A 25644-nucleotide genomic window follows, 5' to 3' on the forward strand; every position below is an offset into this window, starting at 1 on the left:
GTGTATTTCATACTATAGCGCGCTGTTGCAATGCAACATTGTGGAGAGATGGCTGAGTGGCTGAAGGCGCACGCCTGGAAAGTGTGTTTAGGTTAATCCCTAACGAGGGTTCGAATCCCTCTCTCTCCACCATCATTCTATATTAGGACGTCTCAGGACGTCCTTTTTTGTGCCTGTAATAACTTAAACGTGTTGGTGTTGGGCTTGGCTTTTGTCTTTACGCTGATGTTTTAATGTATACATTCGTTGGTCGGCTAAGGTTAAGCAAGCTTTATAGTCACTACATTCCTCACTACTTGCTAAGCCATAACTCACGCCTGATAACGGCCAGTTTTTCTGAACTTGTTGATGAATATAATTTAACGATTCGTTGATGCTCAGGGTGAGTTGGCCGAGCTGTTGTGCTGATTTAACGTTACACACACAAATAAACTCATCACCGCCAGTTCTGCATACCTCACCTTTATCGGCTAACGCGCTTTTAATTAACCGTGTAACTTCAATGAGTAGTTTGTCACCGTGAGCATGACCTAGGTGATCGTTAACGCTTTTAATATTGTCGCAATCTATAAACACTATGAGGTAAAAATTATCTAAGTTATCGAGCACTTGTTGTAATTGCAGCCGGTTTCCTACTTTGGTGAGTGGATCAATGCGTGATAACTCTAGCGCTTTTATATAATTGTTTTGCTTTATTTTTAGCCATTCAGATAAAGAAAGCAAAATACAGATACAATCAATGGCCAGTGCAATAAGCACCCATAATTCAGGTGAACTTATTTCTATTAAATTTAGGTGCGATAAAATAAAAATAACCAAGGACAAGCTATAAACAAGGTTGCCAGTTAAAAAGTATTTCGCTCTAAAGTCCTTCATCCCCAGCATTGTAAAGCCAAGCTTTAAGCTTAAATACACCCAAATTGCAGCGAGGAAGTGAGCTAAATAGAACACCCAATGAAAGGGTAAAAAGAGGTTTAAAAAACCACAGGCAAGTGCCGTTATGGAAAAGTACTTTAAAAATCGGTTAATACCAGTGCGGGTATGTTGGTCAAAGTTAAATAAGTAATATGCAAATGAGCTGGCAGAGGCAATAGCAAAGGCAAAAATATACATGCCAAAGTAATGGGTGTTAATCGCATAGTAATTAAAAAGTAGCGCAGCTATCCCCGCTGCGAATGCCCAACCAATGCCATGTAACCCTATGTAACCTGCACAAAATAATGCCACGCGATGTCGTGTTTTAAAAAACATGATCAAGGCCATGCAAGCCAAGGTTAGCATTATCGTTATAGACACTAAGCTTAATGAATTGATATAAAACTGAAGTTTAACAAACCTAGATTGAGGAATAACGTTAATACTAACAGGTTTAGCAAAGTGCTTAGCATTAACATAAAGCCATAAAACACCGTGTGAATTAGCTTCTAGTTGTAATTCAAAAGCTCGGCTGTGCATTACAATGGCTGATGGGCTGGCACTATCTTGTGAAAAATCAGCGACTTTTCTGATCCCACTAGCATCTTGATAAAAAGCAACGCCACTATCTAAGTAATTAACTTGGGGTATTATATACCAGCGTCCTGCGCTCGTTGTAGTTAAACTAATTTTTGCTATTGCACTGCCATGCGCACTGTACAGCGAAGTGATGGGAGTATTAACATTGTTATAGGCATTAACGAGTTGCTCACCTTGGGTTGGTTTAGCTAAATCTACTTGATGCCATATAGCTGATTTTAATTGTAAGCTGTCATGTTCGTTTAGTGTTACAGCAGATGCACTAAAACCAATGGTTTGTAGTAGCAAACAACATATTAAATTGAAAGTGTACCGCATGTAATACCTAAGTTAGTGACCGGTAAAAATTGTACTGCATTTTTAACAGAATAATTATAGTTATGACCGCTTTAGCGTATTTTTGCTTTTTAGTTACTAACTTTAATCACTAAACGGTGAGCTGTTATTATAAAAATATAGTTAATGATTAATTAAAGGGTTAATAATTTATTTAGTTTGGCTATTGTATGACTGCTTTTAGTGATGGTTTATATTTGAAGGATTGCTAACAACAAGAAGGTAATTAAAAAGCCATTTGTCAAAATGGCTTTATGGGCAGTTTAATATTTTTTTGGTTTAGCATTGAGCTGCGCTTGAAATTCATCAGGAAATAAAATTGTGCCGTCGTCTTCTTCGGTAGGGAACACGGCAACTAGTAAGTCGTCTTCTTCAAGGCCTGGCGTCCAGCGGCTAAACCAATCTGCTGTTGGAATTGCTTTAGGTGTACATCCTTCCCATTCGCCGGTTGCCCATGCTTGTGCAAACTCACGGGTTGGCCATACAGGCACACAGTCGTCGTCTTCGTTAGTGAGCATGACGCAGCCGTCGTCATCATTTAAAATCCACACTTGCTTAAACTGCTGCACGGTTTCGTACATGTATGCGAGTCGTTTTTTTGCGCCAAGGCCTAAAATTACGTCGTCTTGCTTTGATAAATTGTCAGTGGTCATTTTTGGCTCTCTCTCACTGTGGGGGGAATACAAAAGGCAGCGACATACTGCGCTTTAAAATTAAGTTTAGCTGATGGCTGCAAGCAGCTCATCGGCTAGTTGGTTTAGTGCGTCGGGGTCTTGATTTGTTAATGCGTAAGTACGCAATCCATAAATACCCATAACACAAAATCGTGCTAGCTCTATGGCACTTCGCCCATTGGTAATTTCTTTATTATCTATCGCTTTTTGTAATTGCTGCGCAAAGGCGTGCTCGTACGCCGTTAAATTAGTACGTAATACCTGGCAAATTTGTGGATCGTTACCCTCCACCTCACTAATGCTTTTAGTAAGCAAGCACACTTTAGTTGCTTCGCCGTCAATACATTCTTGCACAATGATATTAAGGTATTGTTTCAGTGTATCTAAAATACAATTACTGTGCTCAAACAGCGCCGTAAACTGTGTATTGCGATCGGTTTGGTATTGCTCCGTGGCGGCTAAAAAAATGCCTTTTTTATTACCAAATGCCCCATACAAAGAACCCGGATGTAAATGGGTGGCTTGAGTCAGTTTTTGCATACTGGTTTTTGCGTAGCCATGCAGCATAAACATGGCCATAGCTTGGCGTAGTACAAACTCTTTATCAAATTCTGCAGTTCTCATAATGACTCTTTTAGTGGAGAGAGTAGTAATGAATAAATTTATTTTTCTTAGGCCTAGGTGGCAGTTTACGCAATCTTAAACAAAGTTTCAAAATTATACTTGAATATTCATTCAAGTGACCTTATCTTGAATGTACATTCAACAAAGGATAAATATTATGTCGATTGACTTACTTTCACCTTTTAAATTAAATAACAGCATTGAACTGCAAAACCGCGTACTTATGGCTCCACTGACTCGCTGTATGGCAGATGACAATTTAGTGCCAACACAAGCCATGGTTGATTACTACGCTCGCCGTGCTGATGTAGGCTTAATTATTAGTGAAGCCATTATTATCCGTGCTGATGCTCAAGGTTATCCAAATACACCGGGTATCTTCACCAGCGAACAAATTCAAGGTTGGAAAAAAGTCACTGACGCTGTACATGCCAATGGCGGAAAAATGTTTGCACAACTTTGGCATGTTGGCCGTGTAGCTCACCCACACTTTTTTGGGGGTGATGTACTGGCGCCTTCGGCTATAGGTGTTGATGGCTCAGTACCGCGTATGCGTGAGCTGACTTATGTTACGCCAAAACCTGTAACTAAAGACGACATTAAAGGCTTAGTGGCCGATTACGCTAAAGCGGCAGAAAATGCGCTGGAAGCGGGTTTTGACGGCGTAGAAATTCACGGTGCAAATGGCTATTTAATTGACCAATTTTTACATTATGCGGCAAATGAACGTGATGACGAGTACGGCCAAACACCAGAAAACATGTCGCGCTTTGCACTGGAAGTAACCGATGCAGTTATTAATGTAGTAGGCAATGAGCGCACCGCAATGCGTTTAACGCCAGGTGCTTATTTTAATATGAGCGAAGACAATCGCGATAAAGCAGTATTTGATTACTTATTACCTGAGCTTGAAAACCGCAAGTTAGCTTATTTACACGGTGGTATTTTTGACGACAGCATGCGTTTTGATTCACTAGAAGGTAAATCAACCTCTGAATTTTTACGAGCTGGTTATGCAAGTACCTTAGTGGGTGTAGGTAGTTATAGTTTTGAAACTGCGAAAGAAGCGATTAACGACAATAAATTTGATTTAATTGCTATTGGTCGCCCGCTTATAGCTAACCCAGATTACATTAGCAAAATTAAAAACGGCGAAGAAGTCACAGCTTACAGTGACGAAATGCTAGCTGAATTGAAATAGTAACTAATTTAGTAAAAACGATAGGGCACTCATGGGCAAATATGGGTGTCTTTTTTTATACATTTATTTGCCATAATTTACTCATAATTGTTTAACCTTGCTGTCAATAAAGTTCCCCCTCGTTGTCATATTTAAAAATTAGACTGTGCCCGCTTTCATAATTACCTTTTATAATTAGAATCAAACGGGACAACAATGTACGCTTTAAAAAATAAATCGATTTTGAGCATGGCTGTGGCCATGGCGGTATCAACTTCAGCTTATGCTAACGATAACGTGATAGAAGAAGTAACCGTTACTGCAAAACCAACCAGTTATGCAAACAACGTTATTGAACCTGCCATGCTTGAGCAACAAAGCTCGGTATCGAGTGTGTTATCAGTAATAGATAACTTACCTGGCATTAGCATAAACGAAGGCGACGCATTTGGCGGCGACGATTGGTCAACCACTATTACCATGCGTGGTTTTAGTATTGACTCAAACCAGCAGCAATTAGGTATGACGGTAGACGGTATTCCTAATGGCGGTTCTAATTATGGCGGTGGTGCTAAAGCGAATCGTTACCTAGATAGCGAAAATTTAATCACCGTGGAAGTAGGTCAAGGCACTTCAGATATTAAATCAGCCTCTTTAGAGGCACTAGGCGGTACTTTTAACTTTGTAAGTAAAGCGCCTAGCGTTGAAAAAAGCACCACTTTTGCATATACCTCAGGCAGCCATGACGCGAGCCGCTATTACGTTAAACACGAAACTGGCACCATTTTCGATAATACTCAAGCGTATGTAAGTTACTCGCAAACCGATACTAGCCGTTGGATTGGTTCGGGTAGCAATGGTGGTAAAGATAATCAACACGCTGAGGCGAAATTTGTCACCACCCTTGATGAGTTAACTATAACAGGGCGTTTATCCTACGATGATGTAAGCGAGACGAATTACAACAGCGTGAGCTTGGCACAATTTGAACAAACTCCAGATTGGGATCAACTAACATGGAACTGGACAGGCGTTCCGCACTTTGACCAAATGTTTGCAGAAGGTTGGGGCACGCTGCGTGAAAATACTCTAGGGTATTTAAAGTTTGAATACGCGATTTCACCTACCTCATTGTTAACAATTAGCCCGTATTACCATAAAAATTCTGGCCGTGGCGATTGGATCCCTCCTTATTTAACATCCCCTGTAGATGAAAATGGTAACCCAACCACAGAAGGTGGCACAAACGCAGGGTCTTATGGCTTTACAGATAGTAATGGCAATCCACTTGCCCCCAACGCAGGTTGTACAGCAAGCTTAAACTGGCCGTGGGAGTCGGGTCCTGAGCTTAACCCTGCATGTTACGACGCTGATGCCACGCCAGTTATGTCTTATCGTCATACACATTATAATAAAGATCGTTTAGGGGTAACTGCTAATTATCAAGCGACCTTTGGCATGCACGATATTGAAGCGGGTTTTTGGTATGAGCAAAGTGACCGTGATGAGTCGCGTGATTGGCATAAAGTTATAGATGCGCGCATTCATCATCACTTTGATAACACCCCATACTGGACGCAATACAAAAACACCTTTGAAACCGATACCCTTAAATGGTACGCCCAAGACTCAATGGCATTTGGCGACTTAACCCTTAATCTAGGGGTTAAAAAGTACTTAGTAGACATAGAAAAGTATGACCATTATCAAAATGCGACAACAGCTAAAGTAAACAGTGATTCAGACCTTCTATTTAGTGGCGGTATTTTATATCAGTTAAACAGTAATACTGAGTTATTTACCAGCTATAGCGAAAACTTTGCTGCCATTAAAGATGGTGTGCTTGAACGCGACAGCTCTGATTTATCAGCTATTGAGCCAGAAACCGCTGAAAATATTGATCTAGGTGTACGCTATCAAAATAATGCACTTAAACTAACGGCAACGGCCTATTCAATTGAATTTGATAACCGTATCACCTTTATAGCACCAGGCAGCGACACCGGCGGTATAGATTACACCATAGGTACTAACGGCTCGTACCTAAATGTGGGAGGTATTGAATCCAAAGGTTTAGAGCTGTCAGCAAGTTACATGCTTAATAATGAGTGGAATGTATATAGCTCATACACCAATAATAGCTCTGAATACAAAGGCGATGCGCCAGGGTTTGAAGCAGGAGGCAAAGTAATTGACTCAGTGGATGATTTATTTGTGCTATCAACCGATTACTACAGTGGCGATTTCCGCTTTGGTTTATCGGCTAAATACACTGGTGAGCGTGGCGATGTAGATAGCTATACCGTGCTTGATTTAAATGCAGGCTATGCAGCCGAAGTTAATGCTGGCCCATTCAAAGCCGTTGATATTGCTTTTGTGGTTTACAACATTACTGATGAAAGCTACCTAGCAGGCGGCACAGGTAATGGGAGCACTTACTTTATTGGCGCCCCACGCACAGCAGCCGTGACGTTAACCGCCACGTTTTAAAACGTAATAAACGTAATTAAGCCCATCATTGATGGGCTTTTTATTAAACGAGGTGTGTATGCAAACAATAATAACAATACTAATAATCGGTTTGGCTTTACTTAACAGTCAGGCGGTTTTGGCTGCACCGCAAAATGTGGTGTTGGTAACTTTAGATGGGGTTCGCTGGCAAGAAGTATTCAATGGTGCCGATAACAAGCTGATTAATAAAAAAGAGTTTGTTAAGCAGCCAGCACAATTAAGCAATGAATTTTGGCATGAAAGTCCGCAACAGCGTCAACAGTTGTTAATGCCATTTTTAACTCAAACCATTGCAAAACAAGGCGTTATTATTGGCGATAGGGCTAAAGGCTCAACTATGTCGGTGAGTAATCCGTGGTATTTTTCATACCCTGGATATAACGAAATTCTCACTGGCGAAGTGGATGAAAGTATCAACAGTAACGACAAGGTATTCAACCCAAATAAAACTATTTTAGAGCGTTTAAACGCCCAACCTGAATTTAAAAACAGCACCGCATTATTTGGTAGTTGGGATGTGTTTCCTTTCATTGTAAATACCCAGCGCAGCAAGGTGCAGGTGAATGCGGGGTTTATGCCCGTTGCTGATGATTTATTTGCCGACGCAGCGCTACTTAATGCGCTACAAACAGAGATACCTAGCCCTTGGCATAATGTGCGGTTTGATAGTTTTACCTATCGATTTGCCAAAGCGTATATGCTGGCAAAAAAACCAAGACTACTGGTGATTAGTTTAGGAGAGACTGACGACTTTGCTCACGATGGCCATTACGATGCTTACTTAAAGTCGGCCAAACAAAGTGATGCATTTTTAAAAGATTTATGGCAAACCATTCAAAGTACTGCAGGTTATAAAAATAATACCACGTTAATTGTTACTACCGATCACGGCCGTGGAAGTCATGCCAGTGATTGGCAGCATCACAGCTCTCGTCGAGCATTGCTAGAGCTTAACCTAGGCGCAGATGTGTTTCCTAAAGGTATAGTAGGCTCTGAGCATATTTGGCTTGCAGCTATTGGCCCTGCAATTAAAAATAACGGTTTAATTAAAACTAAAAACGAGCTTAAACAAGCGCAAGTTGCCGCCACCGTTTTAAAAGCACTTGGGCAAAACCCACACATAATTAACCCCAATATGGCACCGGCTATTAATGAGATTTTAAAATGAAACAGTTGCTAAAAACCTTTAAGTATTCTGCACTGTCACTGACTATTGTGATTAGCAGTGGAGCAATGGCTGCGCCGTCTAAAATATTATTTGGTTCTTGCGGGCATCAAGATAAAGACATCCCTATCTTTAATGCGATAAATAAAGAGCAGAGTGATTTATTTATATTTTTAGGCGATAACATTTATGGCGATACTAACGACATGGCTGTGCTTAAAAATAAATACCAACGCCTTGGAGCAAAGCCAGGCTTTAAAGCACTACGCGCACAAACACCAATAATAGCTATGTGGGATGATCACGATTATGGTCAAAATGACGCGGGGAAAGAGTATCCGCATAAAGAAGCATCGCGGCAAATCATGCTCGATTTTTGGCAAGAACCTGCTAATTCAAAACGCCGTACCCGCCCTGATGGTATTTATACCTCGTACATGTATGGCGAAGGCGAGCAAACCGTGCAGGTGATCATGCCAGATTTACGCTTTAATCGTGACACACTTAATTCTGTTAGCGAGATTGAGTATTACACCAAGCGAAAAGCAAATAACCAAGGCCCGTACAGTCCAACTGAAGTTAAAGGCGCGTCAATGCTAGGGGAGGTACAGTGGCAATGGCTTGAAGCCGAGCTGAAAAAGCCAGCGGCAATAAAGCTAATAGCGTCGAGCTTGCAGTTACTGCCTGATTTTACCGGCTGGGAGTCGTGGGCAAATTTTCCTGAGGATCGAAATCGTTTATTTGCGCTAATTAAAAAACACCAAGTAAATGGTGTGATTATTATTAGTGGCGATACTCACTGGGGCGAGATTTCAAGGTATCAACACAATCTTGATTACCCACTTATTGAAATGACCAGCTCAGGTCTGACAGAAAAGTGGAAAGGCGTTAGCCCTAACCAGCATCGTGTCGGTGATTACACACATAATGTTAACTATGGTGATTTAAGCATAGACTGGCAACAAGTCGACCCTGCTATTTCATTAAAGCTTAAAGGCATTGATGGCCAAGTTATTATGCAAAGTGATTTTAGTCTTTCAAGTATTAGTCCTTATAAATAGCATCACCATTTAAATAATAAACGCACTGCAGTTAAAGTAGTGCGTTTAAAAGTTCATCTATTGGTGGGCTAACTTGCTGATTTATTAGTGCCAATTTCCCCTTAGTGCTACCGCTTAAATTGAAAATATCTTACACTGGCTTTATCTCAAGTAAGGCTGGTATCGTATGCTCAATATTATTCAATCAAACCGTATGGAAGCCCTGCAAGCGCAGTTTCATCAGCTATTAAAAGTAAACCCATTGCAAAGCCCATTTGATAAAGAAGTGGTGTTAGTGCAATCGCCGGGTATGTCGCAGTGGCTAAAAATTGGTTTAAGTGAAAATTTAGGCGTAGCTGCGCAGGTAGACTTTCCGCTGCCGTCGAGCTTTATTTGGCAGTTGTACCAGCAACTATTGCCAAACGTGCCTAAAGAGTCGGCGTTTAATAAACCGAACCTTGCTTGGAAACTGTTTGCAATTTTACCTACTTGTATTGACGAGCCACTGTATTTACCCCTAAAAACCTATTTAGAGGGGGATATTGACGGCCAAAAAACCTTTGCCCTATGTGAAAAAATAGCCGATGTGTACGACCAATATTTAATGTATCGCCCCCATTGGATAGCCACTTGGGATAGTGGTGTTGATACGCTTGACGATGTTGATATAACGATTGCGCCTTGGCAACCCGATTTATGGCGTCGTATCGTCAAATTAAGCAAGCAGCTGGGGCAAAGCCAATTTCACCGTGCCAATATGCAAGGGCAGTTACTCAGTGCACTTGAGAGCATGGATAGCAGCTTATTACCAAAACGCATTAGTTTATTTGGCATATCGGCGATTGCCAGCTCGCAGCTTGAGGTGTTTGAAGCCTTGAGTAAAAAAACTGAAGTGTTTTTGTTCTTTTTTAACCCCAGCGAGCATTATTGGGGCGATATAATTGATGAAAAAACAGCGGCTAAAATCACCGCTAAATATGCCAAAATGCCGCTGGTGGAAGCACAGCAAAAAAAGCACACCAACCCCGATGAGGAATACTATTTTATTGGTAATCCGCTGTTATCGTCGTGGGGTAAACTCGGCCGCGATTATTTTGAGCAACTAGTGCAGCTTGATGCCCGCTGGATTGATGGCTTTATAGATGCATTTGACGACAGCTTACTTGGCCAAGTGCAAAGTGAAATTTACCAACTTGCCTTTAAAGGTGAGTCGCTCACCGATAACAAAGAATGGTTTATTAACGATGAGGGCAAGCTGCCAATAAGTGTAAACGATGCAAGCATTACACTTAGCGATTGCCATACACCACTTCGAGAAGTAGAGCGTTTGCACGATTACTTACTTAATTTGTTTAATCAGAACCCAGCGCTTACCCCCAAAGACATCATCGTGATGATGCCCGACGTTGGTACCTACAGCCCTTATATTGAAGCAGTTTTTGGTGGTGCACAGGGCAGCCGATTTATACCTTATGCGCTAGCCGATTTAGCCATAGAGCAAGAAAAGCCAGTACTGAGTTCGTTTGCTAGTTTAGCTAACCTACCGTTTTCGCGCTTTGGCGTGTCGGATATTCTCGATTTATTACAGGTTACCCAAATTGCTGAAAAATTTGGCTTAGAAGCGCATGAATATGAGCAAATTCAGTATTGGTTGGAGCGCGTTGGCGTTAAATGGGGCGTAAACGCTGAACATAAAAGTAGCTTTGATTTACCCGCAATTGAGCTTAACACTTGGCAACATGGCTTAAACCGGCTACTACTGGGTATTGCCATGCGCGATGAGCAATGCCCATTTAATGGTATTTACAGTGCCGATGAGGTTGAGGGCATGGCGCTCGATACACTCAACAAGCTGGTACATTTTATTGATGTGTTGCAAGACTTTAAAGCTAAGCTCACCCCCGATGACACACTCACCAATAAAGCGCAAATTTTAAGTGAGCTGCTCAATACTATTTATGAGAGCGAAAGCGACGACAGTTGGGATTTATTAGTACTGCAAAAAGTACTCGAAGATATAGGTAAGCACCACGATAACGGTGATTACAGTGAGGCCGTATCGCAGCGCATTGTTAGCTATTTAATTAAACAAGGCATACAAGAGAAAGGTGTCGGCCAGCGATTTTTAGTGGGGCAAGTGAATTTTTGTACCCTCATGCCCATGCGCGCCGTACCCTTTAAAGTGGTATGTATGCTAGGCTTAAACGATGCCGATTACCCGCGCACGGTGCAGCCAATCGGATTTGATTTAGTGCCGTATTCTAAAAAGCAAAAAGGTGACCGTTCACGAAAACTCGATGACCGTTACCTCTTTTTAGAAGCGCTATTAAGTGCCCGAGATAATTTATACATGAGCTACATTGGCCGATCATGTTTTGATAACCAGCCGCGCATGCCATCAACGCTTGTCAGTGAATTGTTAGAATACATAGGTCGCAGCTTTAAACTTAGCGAACCCAGTGATAAATCCTTGCCAGATTGTCTTATTAGCCAGCAACATCTTCAACCTTTTAATAGTCAGTACTATTTGCCAGCGAGCGCTGAACAGGCAGGACTTAACAACCACAGCTATAACCCAATTTGGCTGCCTAGCGAGGCCATTGAGCCAAAAGCAATTACTACGCTTGATGTAACGCCTCCAGAGTTGCTTGATCTTGATGTGTTTATTCGCAGTGTGTGCCATGCCCAAGAGAGCTTTTATCAGCAAAGCTTAGGGTTACGTTTGCCGCAATTTAACGACATAGCCAAAGATGAAGAACCGTTTAGCTTAGATGCGCTGCGCCGTTATTTTTACCTTGATGAAATACTTGAAGCTAATATTAACGATATTCCACTAAGTACCGAACAAATACTGCAGCGCGGTGAGTTGCCGCAAGCTCATGTTGGCAGCTTAATTTATGAGAACATGCAACATCGCGTTGATGCGCTTGCAGGGCAAGTAAAACAACAAGTAAAAGCGGGTAAAAGCGAACCGATAGAAGTGTTACTGTCGCTTGAAAATACCACCATTGAAGGCTGGCTAAACCATGTGTATATGCAAAAACAAGTGTTTTATCGTAGTGCCAGTATTAAAGCTAAAGATTTAATTAAAGGCTTTATTTATCACCTTGCTGCACAAAGCATGCAACAGGAGGTTGAAACCTTATTACTGGGTTTAGATAAGCAAATTAGCTTTGCCCCAATGAGTAAAGCCGATGCCGATTTACTGCTCGCAGATTGGTTTGCGCTTTATAAAGCATTACGCAACAAGCCCGTGGCGTTTTTTCCGGTAAGTGGTTATGAATACGTAAAAAGCGGTGGTGATATGGCAAAAGCCAACAGTAAATTTAGTCCACAGTATATTGGCCGAGGCGAAGGAGAAAACCCTTATATTCGTCTCACGGTGCAATCACTTAATGACTGCCAAGACGAATTTATACATTGGAGCGATAAGCTACTCGCCCCATTATTTGAGCACGCCAAGGAGAGTGACTATGCAAGCGCTTAATCCACTCACTATGCCATTATCAGGGCAAAGCTTAATTGAAGCCAGTGCAGGCACAGGTAAAACCTACACGATAACGGGTTTGTATTTGCGCTATTTGTTGGGCATGCAAATACCCGGTGAGCTGAATACGCCATTGAGCGTTGAGCAAATTTTGGTAGTAACCTTTACCGATGCCGCCACGCAAGAAATTAAAGACCGAGTTCGCAGCCGTATTATTGCCGCGCGTGATGCTTTACTGGGGCAAGTACCTAATGATGAGCTAATTGAGGGTGTAATAGCGGGCGTTGATGACAAGCACCGTGCATTTGACTTACTCGATGCCGCAGCTAAATCAATGGACGAAGCAGCTATTTTTACCATTCACGGTTTTTGTCAGCGAATGCTAAAGCAGCATGCGTTTGAATCCGGTGTGGCATTTAACTTAGAGTTCATTTTAGATGAGCGCGATATTCTGCTTGAAACCATAAAAGACTTTTGGCGCGCGTTTGTATACCCACTTAGTAAAGAAAGAACAGATGCGATTTTAGCGGTATTTTCCGCACCCGAATCACTATTTAGTCATGTAAGTAGTATTTTAGATAAGGCGAACGCAGAGATAACCCCGCAAGTTAGTTTAGATGCGGTATGGCAAGCGCGAGATGAATACTTGGCGCGTGTTCCAGCCTTTAAAAAAGCCTGCCTAGAGCAAGAGTTTATTGGTGCTGTTAAAGCATCCGATTTAAGTGGCTCAAAAACACCTGGGCGAAAGGGCAGTCTTGCTGCACTTGAAGCATTTTGTTTAGGCAATGATGACTTTTTTGAATTTGGTACCAGTAAGTATTCGTTTGAGGTGTGGAGTAGCGAGAACTTAAGTAATGCAGCTAATTATAAAAAAAATGGCACATTACTGACGCATCCACTTATTAGCCAATTCGATGCCTTAGCCGCACTTAACAACACCATCAACCAAGGGCTAAAAATTGCGATAGTGCAATATGCGGCGAGCTGGGTAAAAGCGGCCATAGTTAAACGCAAACAAGAACAAAGCGTGATCACCCCTGACGATTTACTGACTAATTTACACAGTGCCTTAAAGAGTGAACAAGGTGATGTACTCGCACAAAAAATAGCGCAGTTATTTCCGGTGGCAATGATAGATGAGTTTCAGGATACTGACCCGATTCAGTACGGTATTTTTAGTAAAATTTATGCTCAAAGCAATACCACTTTAGCTATGATAGGCGATCCCAAACAGGCAATTTATGGGTTTAGGGGCGCAGATATATTTACCTACATTGGCGCAAAAGAAGCGGTAGATGAGCCACAACAATTTACATTGGGCACTAACTTTCGCTCAAGTAGTGATATTGTAAATAGCGTAAATAGCTTATTTAGCAAATACGACAATAGCTTTATTTATAACGACGCCATTCCATTTAATAAAGTGAAAGCGAAAGGAAAAAAAGCAGAACAGTCGTTTTTAATTGACGGTAAACCTGCCACCGCGTTTGAGTTTAATGTGTTTGTAGATGAAGCCGGCGATGAAAAAAATAAGCCGACCAGTAAAGGCGTAGGGCAAGCACATTTAGCCACCCATTTTGCTAATAAAATAGTTACTTTACTTGAGCAAGCAAACCAAGGTGTTGCCTGCATTGGCGCTAACCCTGTCAGTGCTGCTGATATTTGTATTTTGGTGCGCGACCGCGTTGAAGCGCAAATAATGAAGCAAGCGCTCAGTAAAGCTAATATTGCCAGTGTGTATTTGTCTCGCGACAGTGTATTTAGCCAAGAGTTGAGTCATCATTTGCTCAATTTTTTAACGGCTTTGCATGGTCAGTACGATGAGGCATTACTACGCGGTGTATTAGCCGGCCCGTTATTTTGTTTAAGCTATAACGATATTTTTGCTCTAGCCGATGATGAAAATAGCTGGCAAGAACACCTAAACTTTTTTGCTCAACTTAGCCATATTTGGCACAAGCAAGGGGCAATGGCAATGCTTGAACGCTTACTGAGTCATAATCAGCTCAGTGCCAAATGGCAAGGTTTGGGCTATAACGTAGAGCGGTGGCTTACCGACTTCAGGCACCTTGGCGAAATACTGCAGCAAAAACAAATTGAGCTTGAAGGGACACTTCGTTTATTACGTTGGTTTGCGCAAAAGCTGAGCCAGCAAGATGGCGAAACAGTGCAAGTTCGCTTAGAAAGTGATGCGAACTTAGTTAAAATTGTGACTATGCATGCTTCTAAGGGGCTTGAATACCCCTTAGTATTTATGCCATTTGCTAGTGGTTATCGTGAAACTAAAGACGCGCTTTATCATCAAAACGGCAAGCTGATTTACGATTTAAGTAAAGATGAAGATGCCCTGCAAAAAGCCGAGCAAGAACGTTTAGCAGAAGATTTACGTTTGCTTTATGTGGCACTGACCCGTGCAGTGCATTTTTGTTCGCTAGGCGTGTATAACATTTCTCAAGGGCAAAGTAGCCGCTTAGCGATTCAAAGTAGTGCGCTGGGGCATGTATTGTTCTCAGGGTTAGAAATAACCAGCAGCCAAGTGTGGCGCACCCATTTAAGTGAATTTTGTGAGGCTAATCATGCTATGCAATATCAGCAATTTACCTCTGGCGAACTAGTTGAGCAGGGCATACTTCGCTTAAATAACAGTGACACTAAACAACACGATTTACTTATTAATACAGTAACGGCGCAGATTGAACGTGATTGGCGAGCAACCAGCTTTAGTGCCTTGAGCTTTAAAAAGCATGCAGAGCAACTTGCTCCAGGGCGCAGTGATGAAGATCATCAAAGAGATGAGTTTGCCGTGCAGCAAGATGAACTTCCTTCACCGTATAGCTTTCCTAAGGGTGCAAAACCAGGGAGTTGTTTGCACGAAATATTTGAGCAGCTTGATTTTACCAGTCCGGTAAATCATCCCACGAATACAGAGCAAAACTTAACGGCTGTGATTGAGCGTGCTTTTGAAAAATACCATATCGATGAGCAATGGCAGCAAATTACCGAGCAATGGATACTCGATGCACTTAATTGCCCATTAAACAGCGAGAATAATTTAAGTTTGAGCCAATTAGCGCCAAGTGACTGTTTAGTAGAAATGGAGTTTAATTTACCGCTTAGCAGCCTCAGTGCCCCTAAGCTTAATGAAGTGTTGATTAAACATTTTGGCTTTAACCAAAGTAAACTTGAGTTTGCCCATGTGAAAGGGTTACTAAAAGGCTTTATTGATTTAATTTTTTGCTACCAAGGCAAGTATTATATTTTAGATTATAAATCGAATTATTTGGGCAGCACCCCTGCCGATTATGTGTCTGAGCAGCTAGAGCAAGCAATGACCAGTCACCAATATCATTTACAGTATTTAATTTATACCGTAGCGCTGCATCGCTTGCTTAAACAGCGAATTCCCGATTATTCAATAGAGGCGCATTTAGGCGGTGTTTATTATACTTTTTTACGCGGTATGCCAGCAGGTGAGGGAGTGTACTTTAAACAGCTAAGTGCAGATCAAGTCGTTATTTTAGATGGCTTGTTTAGCCAAGGAGCCATGCTATGAGTGATTTAAATCAACAACCGGGTTTGTTTGATGACTTAGATGATGCCCCTATAGATGAACCTGTGCTCACAACAGCACAGCCAACGATGCAGGCCAGCGAAAGTATTAAAGTCGTGCCGTTGCTAACGTATTTAACGGACGAACATAGAGTGCGTGTGGTTGATGTAAAACTGGCTGAATTACTCAGTGGCACAAACGCACAGCAAGGGTATGACGACCTCTTTTATATAATTTTAATGATGTGTTTATCACAGCAAAGCCAGCATAGCTGTTTAACCCTAACAGAGGTTGATTGGACTAATCCGTTTAATTTACGTCAAAGCGACTTTACTAAACTAGAAGGCACGCAGCCTGACACTCTGAGCCCATTTAGTAATGACTTTACGACTGAGGCGGCAATAGGTTATTTACTCTCACATCACAGTGTTGGGGATCAAAAACCGCTGCAATTGTTTAATCAACGGTTATATTTTTCTCGTTTAGCAGGCTATGAACAGACCCTTGCCCAACGATTACTGACAATGAGCGAGCGACAACTTAACATTGATGATGCAGTACTTGCCCAGTTATTAACTCGCTACTTTCCTGATGATCCGAGTATTGATATTGATTGGCAAAAAGTAGCGTGTGCCATTGCCGCTACAAAAGGTTTTAGTGTGATCACGGGCGGGCCTGGTACCGGTAAAACCACCACGGTGACAAAGCTGTTAGCGATTTTGCAGTCGTTATATCAAGCGGCGCCATTGAGCATAAAATTAGTAGCACCCACCGGTAAAGCAGCGGCACGACTAACCGAGTCAATTTTAGGGGCTAAAAATAAGCTTAGTGAAATACCGGATGAGATTAACGCGTTGATCCCGCAAAGTGCGCAAACCATTCATCGTTTGTTAGGAGTTAAGCCATTTACCAATAAATTTCGGCACGATAAAAGCAATCCGCTGCATGTTGATGTGCTGATTATTGATGAGGCCAGTATGGTCGACTTATCACTTATGGCTAAATTAATCGAGGCTTTGCCAGATCATGCCCGATTGATTTTACTCGGTGATAAAGACCAACTTGCCTCGGTTGATACTGGCAGCGTAATGAGTGATTTATGCCAAGGGTTAGTGCTTGGGCAAACACCACATTATTCGAAAGTACGCTGCGAGCAATTGAACACGCTGTGCTTTAATGGCGCCATTAAACTCAACGCGCAAACTCAAAGTGAGTTTAAACTCGCTGACTGCATTGCTTTTTTACAACATAGCTATCGGTTTGATGCAAAAAGCGGTATTGGTCAATTGGCGCTGGCTGTAAATACCAACAACCGAGGAATATTAAACTATGTTGAACAACAAAGCAGCGAAGGGCATTTTAGCGATATTATTTTAGACTATGATTTTGTTTCCACACCGATTGAAAAGTTAGTAAATAGTGCCGCAAGTCATTATGCTAATTACCTAACACTGATAGCCCAAGATGCCAGTGTTGCACAAATACATGCAGCTTTTGCCAGTTATCAGTTACTGGCTGCGGTTCGTGAAGGCGATTATGGTGTTAATAGTTTAAACCAGCGTATTGAACGGGTATTACAGCAGCAAGGTTTAATAAGCGTTAACCCTAATCAGCGGCATTATATAGGGATGCCGATAATGGTTAGCCAAAACGACTATCAGCTAAAATTATTTAACGGTGATATAGGGATTTTAATGCCCGATGATAGCGGTCAACTCAAGGCACTGTTTATTGATGAGCAAGGCAATGAACGGGCATTTTCGCCCGCACGATTACCGGCGCACGATAAAGTCTATGTAATGACCATTCATAAATCCCAAGGCTCAGAGTTCAGTTATACAGCGATGGTATTACCACCGCTCAAGCAGGCGAGTATCGGTATTAATAGGCAATTAGTGTACACGGGAATTACCCGGGCAAAGCATACCTTTGAGTTGGTGGCAGATAAAAAAGTGCTGCAACTGGCCATGGGTAAAAGTGTATCACGGGCGTCAGGCTTGTATGAGCGATTAGTGTAAAGCCATACTTATACTAATCGTTTATTTTTGGGGTTCGCTTTCTAAAAACGTTGGGTTGCCAGCCAAAATGCAGTGCGCCCAATCTTAGAAAAACGGTTACCAATAATGAACCTATAATGCACCATAAATAAGGTGCTTCTAATAAAAATAGCGTGGCATAGGTTAAGCCTCCTGCAAAACACGCGGTGGAGTAAAGTTCTTCGCGCATCACCAGCGGTACTTCTCTACAGATCACATCACGTATTAAGCCGCCAAATATACCCGTTGTCATTCCCATTGTAAGCGCAACCACCATGGTTGTGCCTTCAATGAGTGCTTTTTCAATACCGACCACATTAAAAATAGCCATACCAATAGCGTCAACCAGCAACATGTAATAGTTAGACAGGTCGGGCAAGTGGCGAATAAACATAACGGTGACAAAAATAGCGCCATAGGTAGCGTATAAATAATCGGGGTTGGCTATCCAAAATACAGGTTGGTTAAGAAGAATGTCTCTTAGTGTGCCACCACCTAACGCAGTGACTGAGCCAACAACGACAACACCAAATCCACCAATGTCTTTGTCATGGCCTAATAACGCACCTGAAATTGCAAAAAATGCGACGCCAATAAGGCTCAAAAAGTTAAAATATTCTGCCGTCATTGAGGTGTCCTTACCAAGTTGAGAATTTATATTAGATATTAAAGGTAAGTGATAGGGGGTTTATATTAGCTGAATAACACTCTCTATAACATAAGCACAGGTTATTAGCCCTGTGCTTCTATGATGGGTTGTTATTGTAAGTAGTCAACGACCAGTTGAGATAATGATTTTACGCCAAGTTGTAAGGCATTTTCGTCAACATAAAACTGAGGTGAATGATTACTTGGCGCCGTTTTAGCGTTTTGATCTTTTGGAGTGACGCCTAAAAAGTAAAACAGTCCAGGGGTTTCTAGCGCATAATAACTAAAGTCTTCTGCACCGGTAATCAAATCTGTGGTAATAATGTTGTCAGCGCCAGCAATACGGGCAAGCGTAGGGGTCATTTTTTGAGTCAGTGCAACATTATTTACTGTTACAGGGTAACCGTGATCTATATGCACGTCGGCTTTTGCACCAGCGGATTCGGCAACCAGCTCAGCGGTTTTAGCTAAACGTTTTTTAATATCGGCGCGCATAGTTTGATCAAAGGTTCTAATTGTTCCAATTAGCTCGACGCTATCAGGGATTATATTTGAGCGTATGCCGCCATTAATCGCGCCAAACGAAATCACAGAAGGTGCTTTAGTTACATCAACTTGGCGTGAGGCGATTGTTTGAGTTGCCATTATAATTTGTGATGAAGCAACTATGGGATCTACGCCATTCCAAGGGCGCGAGCCATGGGTTTGACGACCCGTTACGTTAATTGTGAAAGAGTCTTCACTGGCCATTAGTGGCCCTTCTCTAAAGCCAATTTGACCAGTATTAAGTGAGCTGGTGACATGTAAGCCAAATACCGCCTCTGGCTTTTGTTTAAATAAACCTTCTTTTAGCATTAGCTCAGCGCCACCTTCTTCTCCCTCGGGGGCACCTTCTTCAGCCGGTTGAAATACAAACAGTACCTCACCCGCTAACTGATCTTTTATTTTTACCAGTGACTCTGCTACCGCCATTAAAATAGCAACATGAGTGTCGTGCCCGCAGGCATGCATAACGCCTACTTCATTACCACGATAGGTTGAGGTTTGTTTAGATGCAAAGGGTAAATCAACTTGTTCGGTAACGGGTAAAGCATCCATATCGGCACGAAGGGCGATTAAAGGGCCTTTTTTACCACCGCTTAATTTAGCCACAACTCCGGTATGCGCAACACCAGTTTGTACTTCAAGACCCAGTGATTTTAAATGGTTAGTAATGTACTTAGCGGTTTCAAATTCACGGTTACTAAGCTCTGGATATTGATGCAAATGCCGACGCCATGTAATGACTTTTTCACTCACGCTTTGTGTTGCATGTTCAAGTTGGGTGTTAATGCTACTAGCAAAACTAGGCGCTGAAATAGCAGTAAATAAAACACTGCCAAAAATTATTTTTTTTATCATTTTAATTCCTTGGTTTTCATCGTGTGTAATTAACTTACGCTATTACATCAATAAAAAGTAGTGTTGTTTAATAGTTAATCGCAGTCCAAGAAAAGTTTGTTGAAGCTGCTTAAAAAAGTATTTATTGCTATTTTGTTTAGCACAATAGTTTAGCGCTTTTGTCGTATTTTAGTGCAGATGTTTAGCTTTAACGGTGGAAATGATAACAAAATGTTGCATTTTTTGAGTTTGTTCCCAATACTGGTCAGTGCATTGCTTTTATCATGCACTGACATCAGCGTGTAATAAGCTAAGCATAATAAAAATATTGAATCAGTTAAGGATTAATATGAATAACACACACATATTTAAACGCGCGACTTTATTTGCAGCCGCAATAGGACTCTTAATGAGTTTTTCTGCGCTCAGTAAAGAGTATAAAGTAGTTTTAATTCATGGCTTGCAAGTATCTCAGCTTACTAATAAAGCAGGCAGTGATGTGGTAAATGACGGTCAAAGTTATTGGCAGTCTTATTGGGTGAATCGTGCAGATGAGCGTATTGATTGGCCTGCATATGAGCGAATAGAAGGCAAAATTACCACAGATTGGGTATGGCCCAAGCTACAACAGATCTCTCGTTCAAATCTATGCGAACCAGGCTGTGTGTTTGTAACCCACTCAACCGGTGATTTAGTTGCCCGATATATCATAGATAACCAAGAAAACTGGCTAGAAAACGCGGGTTTAAAACCGCTTAATATTATAGCGACCTTTGATTTGGCGGGTGCTGGTGGCGGCAGTGAGTTAGCCGACTTAGCGGTGAGCGCGTTAAACGGCGCATCATGGAATTTTGCAGTTGATGCTGCATTAACATGGTGGCTAGGCAGTGAGGTTAATGAAGCGGTAGGTGTTTTACACGATTTAAAAGTTAATAATGCACGCAGAATTGCGCCATTACCTGATGCGCGTACACCACGATTACGTTTTGTGGCCGATGGTAATGCTTACTTAGGTTTAACGGCAGGCTTTTTACGTGGTAACGATGATTCGGTAGTCGCTACTCACTCATCATGTGGCGCAAGCTCGGTAAGCTCATTTGGTAGTTGTAGTGCCAATATTGACACCAATGGGCGTTTAACTTCACAAGGTGATGCTGTTATTAGCTTCATGCCATACCATTATCCATTAATGATGACTAACAGCTACAGCCATAACGAAATTCAACAAGCGCAGCGCCAAGGTAACGTAACGGTGGCGATGAATAATATTAGCGTAGCTGGTGATACATTAGGATATGAAACTGTAGATGAAACCACCGGTAGCTGGTTTTGGAAAAAACAATACCGTTATGTAAAAGGCTCAGATAATTTGAGTGCATCAGCACTTATATATAATGTGATCCCATAAATGTGATTGTGCGTGCGGCTTTATATGCTGCACGCTTTTTATATTAATTCGCTTTATTCAGTGATTTATTTTTAGGTAAGAAAACCTGAATGCAAATAGCAACAGGTTATCGCTCTAACAATGATTAACTGCTATTGCGAATTGATGTTATAGGATAAATAACAATGAAAAAATCCTACGTTATTGCTTTAGTGATTATTGTTGCCGGCTTGATGTGGTTTTTAGGTCAAGGTAATGCTAGTTATTCAGCTTCGCAAACAACAGCTAAAGAGCATAATAAAACACCTGAACTTGCGGCTATGTCGGCAAAATCAGAGGTACCAGCAGTTAAATCAAGCATAAAAAAAATGCCTGAAGAGCAGCATGAGTTTAATGAAGATATAGCTAAAGCAGCATCGGCGGTAGCGCAGCAATATCAGCAAAGCTTAGCATTTCCGCCATATTCGCAACCTCTAACGGTATATGATGAAGACCGGCTTAAGCCAAATCAGTTTTTTCCGGTTAGTAGCCCAGTGGGAGAGCAGGGCGGGGAGTTAACCTTAAGTTTATCTCAATATCGCTATGTCTACCCGCAAGCGATTAAATTAACCATAAGCGCACAAAATTTAGGTAAAGCACAGGTAACACTCAGTGATACTGATACTAAACAGCCGTTAAAAACACACAGCGGTGTTGCCCGTGACAATGAGTTGGCAATTACGTTTAAAGGTGAAGAAGATTTCCCTCGCAATTTACAATTATTAGTTGAGGCAGACATTGCGGGTAAAATGGTTCCTGTGGTGGCACAAATACAATATATGCCGCCTAGTGCAACCCTAACTAGCTTTGATAACGCGTATCCACGTAATGATAATATGATAGTGCCTGCTAACTTAACAGTGATAAAAAGTGGCTTATATCGTCTAAGAGCTAACTTATACAGTGGAACTTCGCCATTAGCACATTTAGTTGCTAAAGCACGTTTAAATGAAGGCAGCCAACAAATTGATTTTAAAGCGCATTGGTCTGTTTTGCCTAAGCAAACGAATGACTTACGGTTGAGGGACTTTGTTATTGAACGTATGTCGCCAAGCCCGGGTGAGCGTAACAGCTTTGGACAAAGTGAAATAAGTGAGTTTACTATTGAGGATTTTGCTTACGATAGCTTACAACAGCTGCCTTATCAGGCGAATAAACAAGAAATGCAGAGTTTAGAGTTTTTACAAGGATTAGCTGCCGGTAAGTAGCAGCATAGAACAGAGTGTAGGGTTTGCATTACTGCAAACCCTTAAAAATTAGCTTAAGTTAATAGTAACTACATCTGCTTGGTTTGTTTCATCTTGTTCAGGATTAACTGGCGCTTTTGGTATGTCGGGTTTATCTAACGCAATGTCGCCACCATCAATAACGTCACCGGTTTGCAGATTTGCAAAATCAAACAGTTGGTTATCAGCTAAATGCGAAGGCACAACATTTTGCATGGCAGTAAAAATACTTTCTATACGCCCAGGGTGCTCTTTATTCCATTGCGCTAGCATATTTTTAGTGTGCTTACGTTGTAAGTTTTCTTGTGATCCACATAAGTTACACGGAATAATAGGGTAGCCTTGGCTAAATGCGTATTGGCTAATATCGGCTTCTTTACAATATGCTAATGGGCGAATAACCATGTGCTCGCCGTTATCACTCATTAGCTTAGCCGGCATACTTTTAAGTTTGCCACCGTAAAACATATTTAAAAACAAGGTTTCTATCATGTCATCGCGGTGATGGCCTAAAGCTATTTTTGTGGCTCCTAGCTCTTTAGCGGTGCGGTACAAAATACCACGACGCAGACGAGAGCAAAGTGAGCATGTTGTTTTACCTTCAGGAATAATATCGGTAACAATACTGTAGGTATCTTCTTCGACAATTTTATATTCAATATTTAAGTTATCAAGGTATTCAGGCAGTACATGCTCAGGGAAGCCTGGTTGTTTTTGGTCAAGGTTAACCGCAAAAAGCTCAAACTTAATAGGGGCAACCCGCTGTAAATGTTGCAGCATATCGAGCATAGTATAACTGTCTTTGCCGCCCGATAAGCACACCATAAGACGGTCGCCTTCTTCTATCATGTTAAAGTCCATGACAGCTTGACCTGTGAGGCGGCGTAAACGCTTTTGAAGCTTATTTAAGTTGTGTTGAGCTTTGGCTTGAGCAGAATGAGACACTACGCCCCCTTATAAATAGTACGGCAAAATTAATTGCTAAAAATAAAGGGGCGTATTATATGCCATATGTAATATCACAGCTACAGCAAACGTTAACTTTCTGCAAGGGGGCTTACATAGCCGTCAGGTTTCAATGCAAGTACATCACAATCAAGGCTGTCAATAACATGCTCAGCGGTGTTACCTACTAATGCTGCACTTAAGCCGGTACGTCCCACAGTGCCAATAACCACTAATTCACTATTTAAACGTTTAGCAACATCTGGTATCACATCTTCTGGCAAGCCTTCTTCTATAAAGCACTGCTCAGAGGTTAAGTTAAACTCATTAGCTAGTTCATTAGTTGACTCAATATGATGTTTTTTAACTGATTCGTTGTAAAGCCCGGGGTTAAACTCAGGAATTTCTATGGCAATATTTACCGGTGTAGCAGGGTAAGCATTGACTAAGTTAAGTTTAGCATTAGCGAGTTCACATAAAAACTGTGCATCTTTAATAATGCGCTTATTAAGTGATAGGTGCTGTTCATTTTCACTGACTGCATTTACGGCAGCTAAAATATTACCTTGTGCTGGCCATTGCATATCTTTTACAAATAATACCGGCGTTGGGCATTTTCTAACTAAGTGCCAGTCTGTAGGAGTAAAAATAACCGCTTTTAGTGCGCCGTGTTGATGCGTACCTTTGATAACTAAGTCGTATTTATCATTGATAACGGTATTAATTATTGCCTCGTATGGTCGATTATGCCAAATAACTTGCGTATCAATATTAATATTTTGATAAGGAGAGACCAGATCTTTAAGCCATAGCTCGCGATCTTTGAGGACGGCTTGACGCATTGCTTCACGTTCATCGCCTGATAACATAGTGGTCATTTCGTAAGAAAAATCGTAAACCGTCATAAAGGCGGTAATGCTCGCACCCGATTTTTTGGCTAAATCTATTGAACGCGCGAGGGCATTTTGATCGTCTTTAGTTGGGTCAATAACCGCGATAATACGTTTAATCGTTTCCATTGTGCTACTCCATTCACTTAACAGTTATATATTTAGTGTAACGCAAATACACAACAGTTAAAGGGGTAGCACTAAGATTATTGTTCTATATCAATTTATTGATCTATTAACGGGGTTTTACAATCGCAGCTGTTTTCGCAAGCGCGTCATTATCTAAAATAGTAATAAACTTACCTTCTACTTTGATCAAATCTGCTTTTTGAAAACGGCTCAATAAACGGCTAATGGTTTCAACAGTTAAACCAAGGTAGTTGCCAATTTCACCGCGAGTCATAGTAAATCTAAATTCTTTACGTGAAAAACCACGTTCACCAAAACGCTCTGATAAATTATAAATAAAACTCGCTAGGCGTTCTTCGGCAGACTTTTTATTAAGTAGTAGCAGCATTTCTTGATCGTAGGTTATTTCACTACTCATTAAGCGCATAATTTGTTGGCGTAGCTTAGGCAGTTTACCAGCAAGTTCGTCAAGGGTATCAAAGGGGATTTCACATACCATTGAGGTTTCTAGTGCTTGAGAAAAGCTTTGATGCTGCATTTTGTTAATGGCATCAAATCCAACAAGGTCGCCAGCTAAGTGAAAACCGGTAATTTGTTCATCGCCTTGCTCAGACAAGGTATACGATTTAAACGAGCCTGAACGAACCGCATAAATTGCATTTAAAGGCGCGCCTGATTCAAATAAGTAGTCACCTTTGTGTAATGGTTTTTTTCGCTCAATGATCTCATCAAGTTTATCCATTTCTTGGCCATTTAAAGAAAATGGTAAACATAACTGGCTAATACTGCAGTTATTACAGCTAATAGCACAATTACCTTTAGCACGACTTTGAGAAAAATCCATAAGTTCAATCCGTTAAATTTCTATGCACGACATTTATC

The 25644-nt window shown here is 41.4% G+C and carries 17 protein-coding genes and 1 tRNA gene; 10 read left to right on the forward strand and 8 right to left on the reverse strand.

Annotated features, from left to right (window positions below; all coding sequences use genetic code 11):
* Window positions 1-42: 42 nt before the first annotated feature.
* Window positions 43-132 (forward strand) — tRNA-Ser (locus tag AC27JR_RS09065).
* A 51-nt stretch (window positions 133-183) separates the two neighbouring features.
* On the opposite strand, the gene AC27JR_RS09070 is transcribed toward AC27JR_RS09065, so the two are convergent.
* From AC27JR_RS09070 to AC27JR_RS09080, 3 genes are all read right to left on the reverse strand, one after another.
* Complete coding sequence (locus AC27JR_RS09070; RefSeq protein WP_487173379.1) at window positions 184-1833, reverse strand: sensor domain-containing diguanylate cyclase; 1650 nt, start codon at window positions 1831-1833, stop codon at window positions 184-186.
* A 281-nt stretch (window positions 1834-2114) separates the two neighbouring features.
* The gene (locus AC27JR_RS09075) at window positions 2115-2504 is read right to left on the reverse strand and encodes a DUF2750 domain-containing protein (RefSeq protein ID WP_487173380.1); all 390 of its coding nucleotides are present in this window, start codon (window positions 2502-2504) and stop codon (window positions 2115-2117) included.
* A gap of 66 nt (window positions 2505-2570) precedes the next feature.
* Window positions 2571-3149 (reverse strand): TetR/AcrR family transcriptional regulator, encoded by a 579-nt coding sequence (locus AC27JR_RS09080; protein WP_076919146.1) that lies wholly within the window; start codon window positions 3147-3149, stop codon window positions 2571-2573.
* Between the two features lie 157 nt (window positions 3150-3306).
* On the opposite strand from AC27JR_RS09080, the gene AC27JR_RS09085 reads away from it, so the two are divergent.
* The 7 genes from AC27JR_RS09085 to recD all read left to right on the forward strand — a co-directional run bounded on the left by AC27JR_RS09085 (window position 3307) and on the right by recD (window position 18100).
* Window positions 3307-4350 carry an alkene reductase gene (locus tag AC27JR_RS09085; RefSeq protein WP_487173381.1) on the forward strand — a complete coding sequence of 348 codons (1044 nt, stop codon included), beginning with the start codon at window positions 3307-3309 and terminating at the stop codon, window positions 4348-4350.
* Window positions 4351-4545: 195 nt separating this feature from the next.
* Entirely contained in the window at window positions 4546-6819 is a 2274-nt protein-coding gene (locus AC27JR_RS09090) for a TonB-dependent receptor domain-containing protein (RefSeq protein ID WP_487173382.1), read from the forward strand.
* Between the two features lie 58 nt (window positions 6820-6877).
* Window positions 6878-8008: an alkaline phosphatase family protein gene (locus AC27JR_RS09095; RefSeq protein WP_175611403.1), complete on the forward strand. Its 1131-nt coding sequence runs from the start codon at window positions 6878-6880 to the stop codon at window positions 8006-8008.
* Window positions 8005-9066, forward strand: a complete 1062-nt coding sequence (locus AC27JR_RS09100) for an alkaline phosphatase D family protein (RefSeq protein ID WP_487173383.1) — start codon at window positions 8005-8007, stop codon at window positions 9064-9066. The genes AC27JR_RS09095 and AC27JR_RS09100 overlap by 4 nt, the downstream gene beginning before the upstream one ends.
* Before the next feature lie 166 nt (window positions 9067-9232).
* Window positions 9233-12532: an exodeoxyribonuclease V subunit gamma gene (recC, locus tag AC27JR_RS09105; RefSeq protein WP_487173384.1), complete on the forward strand. Its 3300-nt coding sequence runs from the start codon at window positions 9233-9235 to the stop codon at window positions 12530-12532.
* A complete protein-coding gene (recB, locus tag AC27JR_RS09110) occupies window positions 12519-16085 on the forward strand; it encodes an exodeoxyribonuclease V subunit beta (RefSeq protein ID WP_487173385.1) in 3567 nt (1188 codons plus the stop codon). The genes recC and recB overlap by 14 nt, the downstream gene beginning before the upstream one ends.
* Window positions 16082-18100, forward strand: coding sequence for an exodeoxyribonuclease V subunit alpha (gene recD / locus AC27JR_RS09115; protein ID WP_487173386.1), 2019 nt, complete (start codon window positions 16082-16084; stop codon window positions 18098-18100). Before recB ends, recD begins: the two co-directional genes overlap by 4 nt.
* Window positions 18101-18113: 13 nt before the next feature.
* On the opposite strand, the gene AC27JR_RS09120 is transcribed toward recD, so the two are convergent.
* The gene (locus AC27JR_RS09120) at window positions 18114-18746 is read right to left on the reverse strand and encodes a trimeric intracellular cation channel family protein (RefSeq protein ID WP_487173387.1); all 633 of its coding nucleotides are present in this window, start codon (window positions 18744-18746) and stop codon (window positions 18114-18116) included.
* Between the two features lie 131 nt (window positions 18747-18877).
* The gene (locus AC27JR_RS09125; RefSeq protein ID WP_487173388.1) at window positions 18878-20167 is read right to left on the reverse strand and encodes an amidohydrolase; all 1290 of its coding nucleotides are present in this window, start codon (window positions 20165-20167) and stop codon (window positions 18878-18880) included.
* A gap of 328 nt (window positions 20168-20495) precedes the next feature.
* Here AC27JR_RS09125 and AC27JR_RS09130 point away from each other — a divergent pair, with 328 nt between their 5' ends.
* Entirely contained in the window at window positions 20496-21554 is a 1059-nt protein-coding gene (locus tag AC27JR_RS09130) for a hypothetical protein (protein ID WP_487173389.1), read from the forward strand.
* A 164-nt stretch (window positions 21555-21718) separates the two neighbouring features.
* Window positions 21719-22780 carry a hypothetical protein gene (locus AC27JR_RS09135; protein WP_487173390.1) on the forward strand — a complete coding sequence of 354 codons (1062 nt, stop codon included), beginning with the start codon at window positions 21719-21721 and terminating at the stop codon, window positions 22778-22780.
* Window positions 22781-22828: 48 nt separating this feature from the next.
* On the opposite strand, the gene ttcA is transcribed toward AC27JR_RS09135, so the two are convergent.
* From ttcA to AC27JR_RS09150, 3 genes are all read right to left on the reverse strand, one after another.
* Complete coding sequence (ttcA, locus tag AC27JR_RS09140) at window positions 22829-23743, reverse strand: tRNA 2-thiocytidine(32) synthetase TtcA (RefSeq protein ID WP_008468157.1); 915 nt, start codon at window positions 23741-23743, stop codon at window positions 22829-22831.
* Between the two features lie 92 nt (window positions 23744-23835).
* Window positions 23836-24762, reverse strand: coding sequence for a universal stress protein UspE (gene uspE, locus AC27JR_RS09145; protein ID WP_008468158.1), 927 nt, complete (start codon window positions 24760-24762; stop codon window positions 23836-23838).
* Between the two features lie 106 nt (window positions 24763-24868).
* Entirely contained in the window at window positions 24869-25606 is a 738-nt protein-coding gene (locus AC27JR_RS09150) for an FNR family transcription factor (RefSeq protein ID WP_008109801.1), read from the reverse strand.
* Between the last annotated feature and the right edge of the window lie 38 nt (window positions 25607-25644).

The organism is Pseudoalteromonas sp. NH0006-26, assembly GCF_057552415.1.

Excerpts from the sequence above, each read along its gene's own strand:
- AC27JR_RS09070 (WP_487173379.1), bottom strand. The coding sequence starts at position 1,833 with ATGCGGTACACTTTCAATTTAATATGTTGTTTGCTACTACAAACCATT.
- AC27JR_RS09075 (WP_487173380.1), bottom strand. The coding sequence starts at position 2,504 with ATGACCACTGACAATTTATCAAAGCAAGACGACGTAATTTTAGGCCTT.
- AC27JR_RS09080 (WP_076919146.1), bottom strand. The coding sequence starts at position 3,149 with ATGAGAACTGCAGAATTTGATAAAGAGTTTGTACTACGCCAAGCTATG.
- AC27JR_RS09085 (WP_487173381.1), top strand. The coding sequence starts at position 3,307 with ATGTCGATTGACTTACTTTCACCTTTTAAATTAAATAACAGCATTGAA.
- AC27JR_RS09090 (WP_487173382.1), top strand. The coding sequence starts at position 4,546 with ATGTACGCTTTAAAAAATAAATCGATTTTGAGCATGGCTGTGGCCATG.
- AC27JR_RS09095 (WP_175611403.1), top strand. The coding sequence starts at position 6,878 with ATGCAAACAATAATAACAATACTAATAATCGGTTTGGCTTTACTTAAC.
- AC27JR_RS09100 (WP_487173383.1), top strand. The coding sequence starts at position 8,005 with ATGAAACAGTTGCTAAAAACCTTTAAGTATTCTGCACTGTCACTGACT.
- recC (WP_487173384.1), top strand. The coding sequence starts at position 9,233 with ATGCTCAATATTATTCAATCAAACCGTATGGAAGCCCTGCAAGCGCAG.
- recB (WP_487173385.1), top strand. The coding sequence starts at position 12,519 with ATGCAAGCGCTTAATCCACTCACTATGCCATTATCAGGGCAAAGCTTA.
- recD (WP_487173386.1), top strand. The coding sequence starts at position 16,082 with ATGAGTGATTTAAATCAACAACCGGGTTTGTTTGATGACTTAGATGAT.
- AC27JR_RS09120 (WP_487173387.1), bottom strand. The coding sequence starts at position 18,746 with ATGACGGCAGAATATTTTAACTTTTTGAGCCTTATTGGCGTCGCATTT.
- AC27JR_RS09125 (WP_487173388.1), bottom strand. The coding sequence starts at position 20,167 with ATGATAAAAAAAATAATTTTTGGCAGTGTTTTATTTACTGCTATTTCA.
- AC27JR_RS09130 (WP_487173389.1), top strand. The coding sequence starts at position 20,496 with ATGAATAACACACACATATTTAAACGCGCGACTTTATTTGCAGCCGCA.
- AC27JR_RS09135 (WP_487173390.1), top strand. The coding sequence starts at position 21,719 with ATGAAAAAATCCTACGTTATTGCTTTAGTGATTATTGTTGCCGGCTTG.
- uspE (WP_008468158.1), bottom strand. The coding sequence starts at position 24,762 with ATGGAAACGATTAAACGTATTATCGCGGTTATTGACCCAACTAAAGAC.
- AC27JR_RS09150 (WP_008109801.1), bottom strand. The coding sequence starts at position 25,606 with ATGGATTTTTCTCAAAGTCGTGCTAAAGGTAATTGTGCTATTAGCTGT.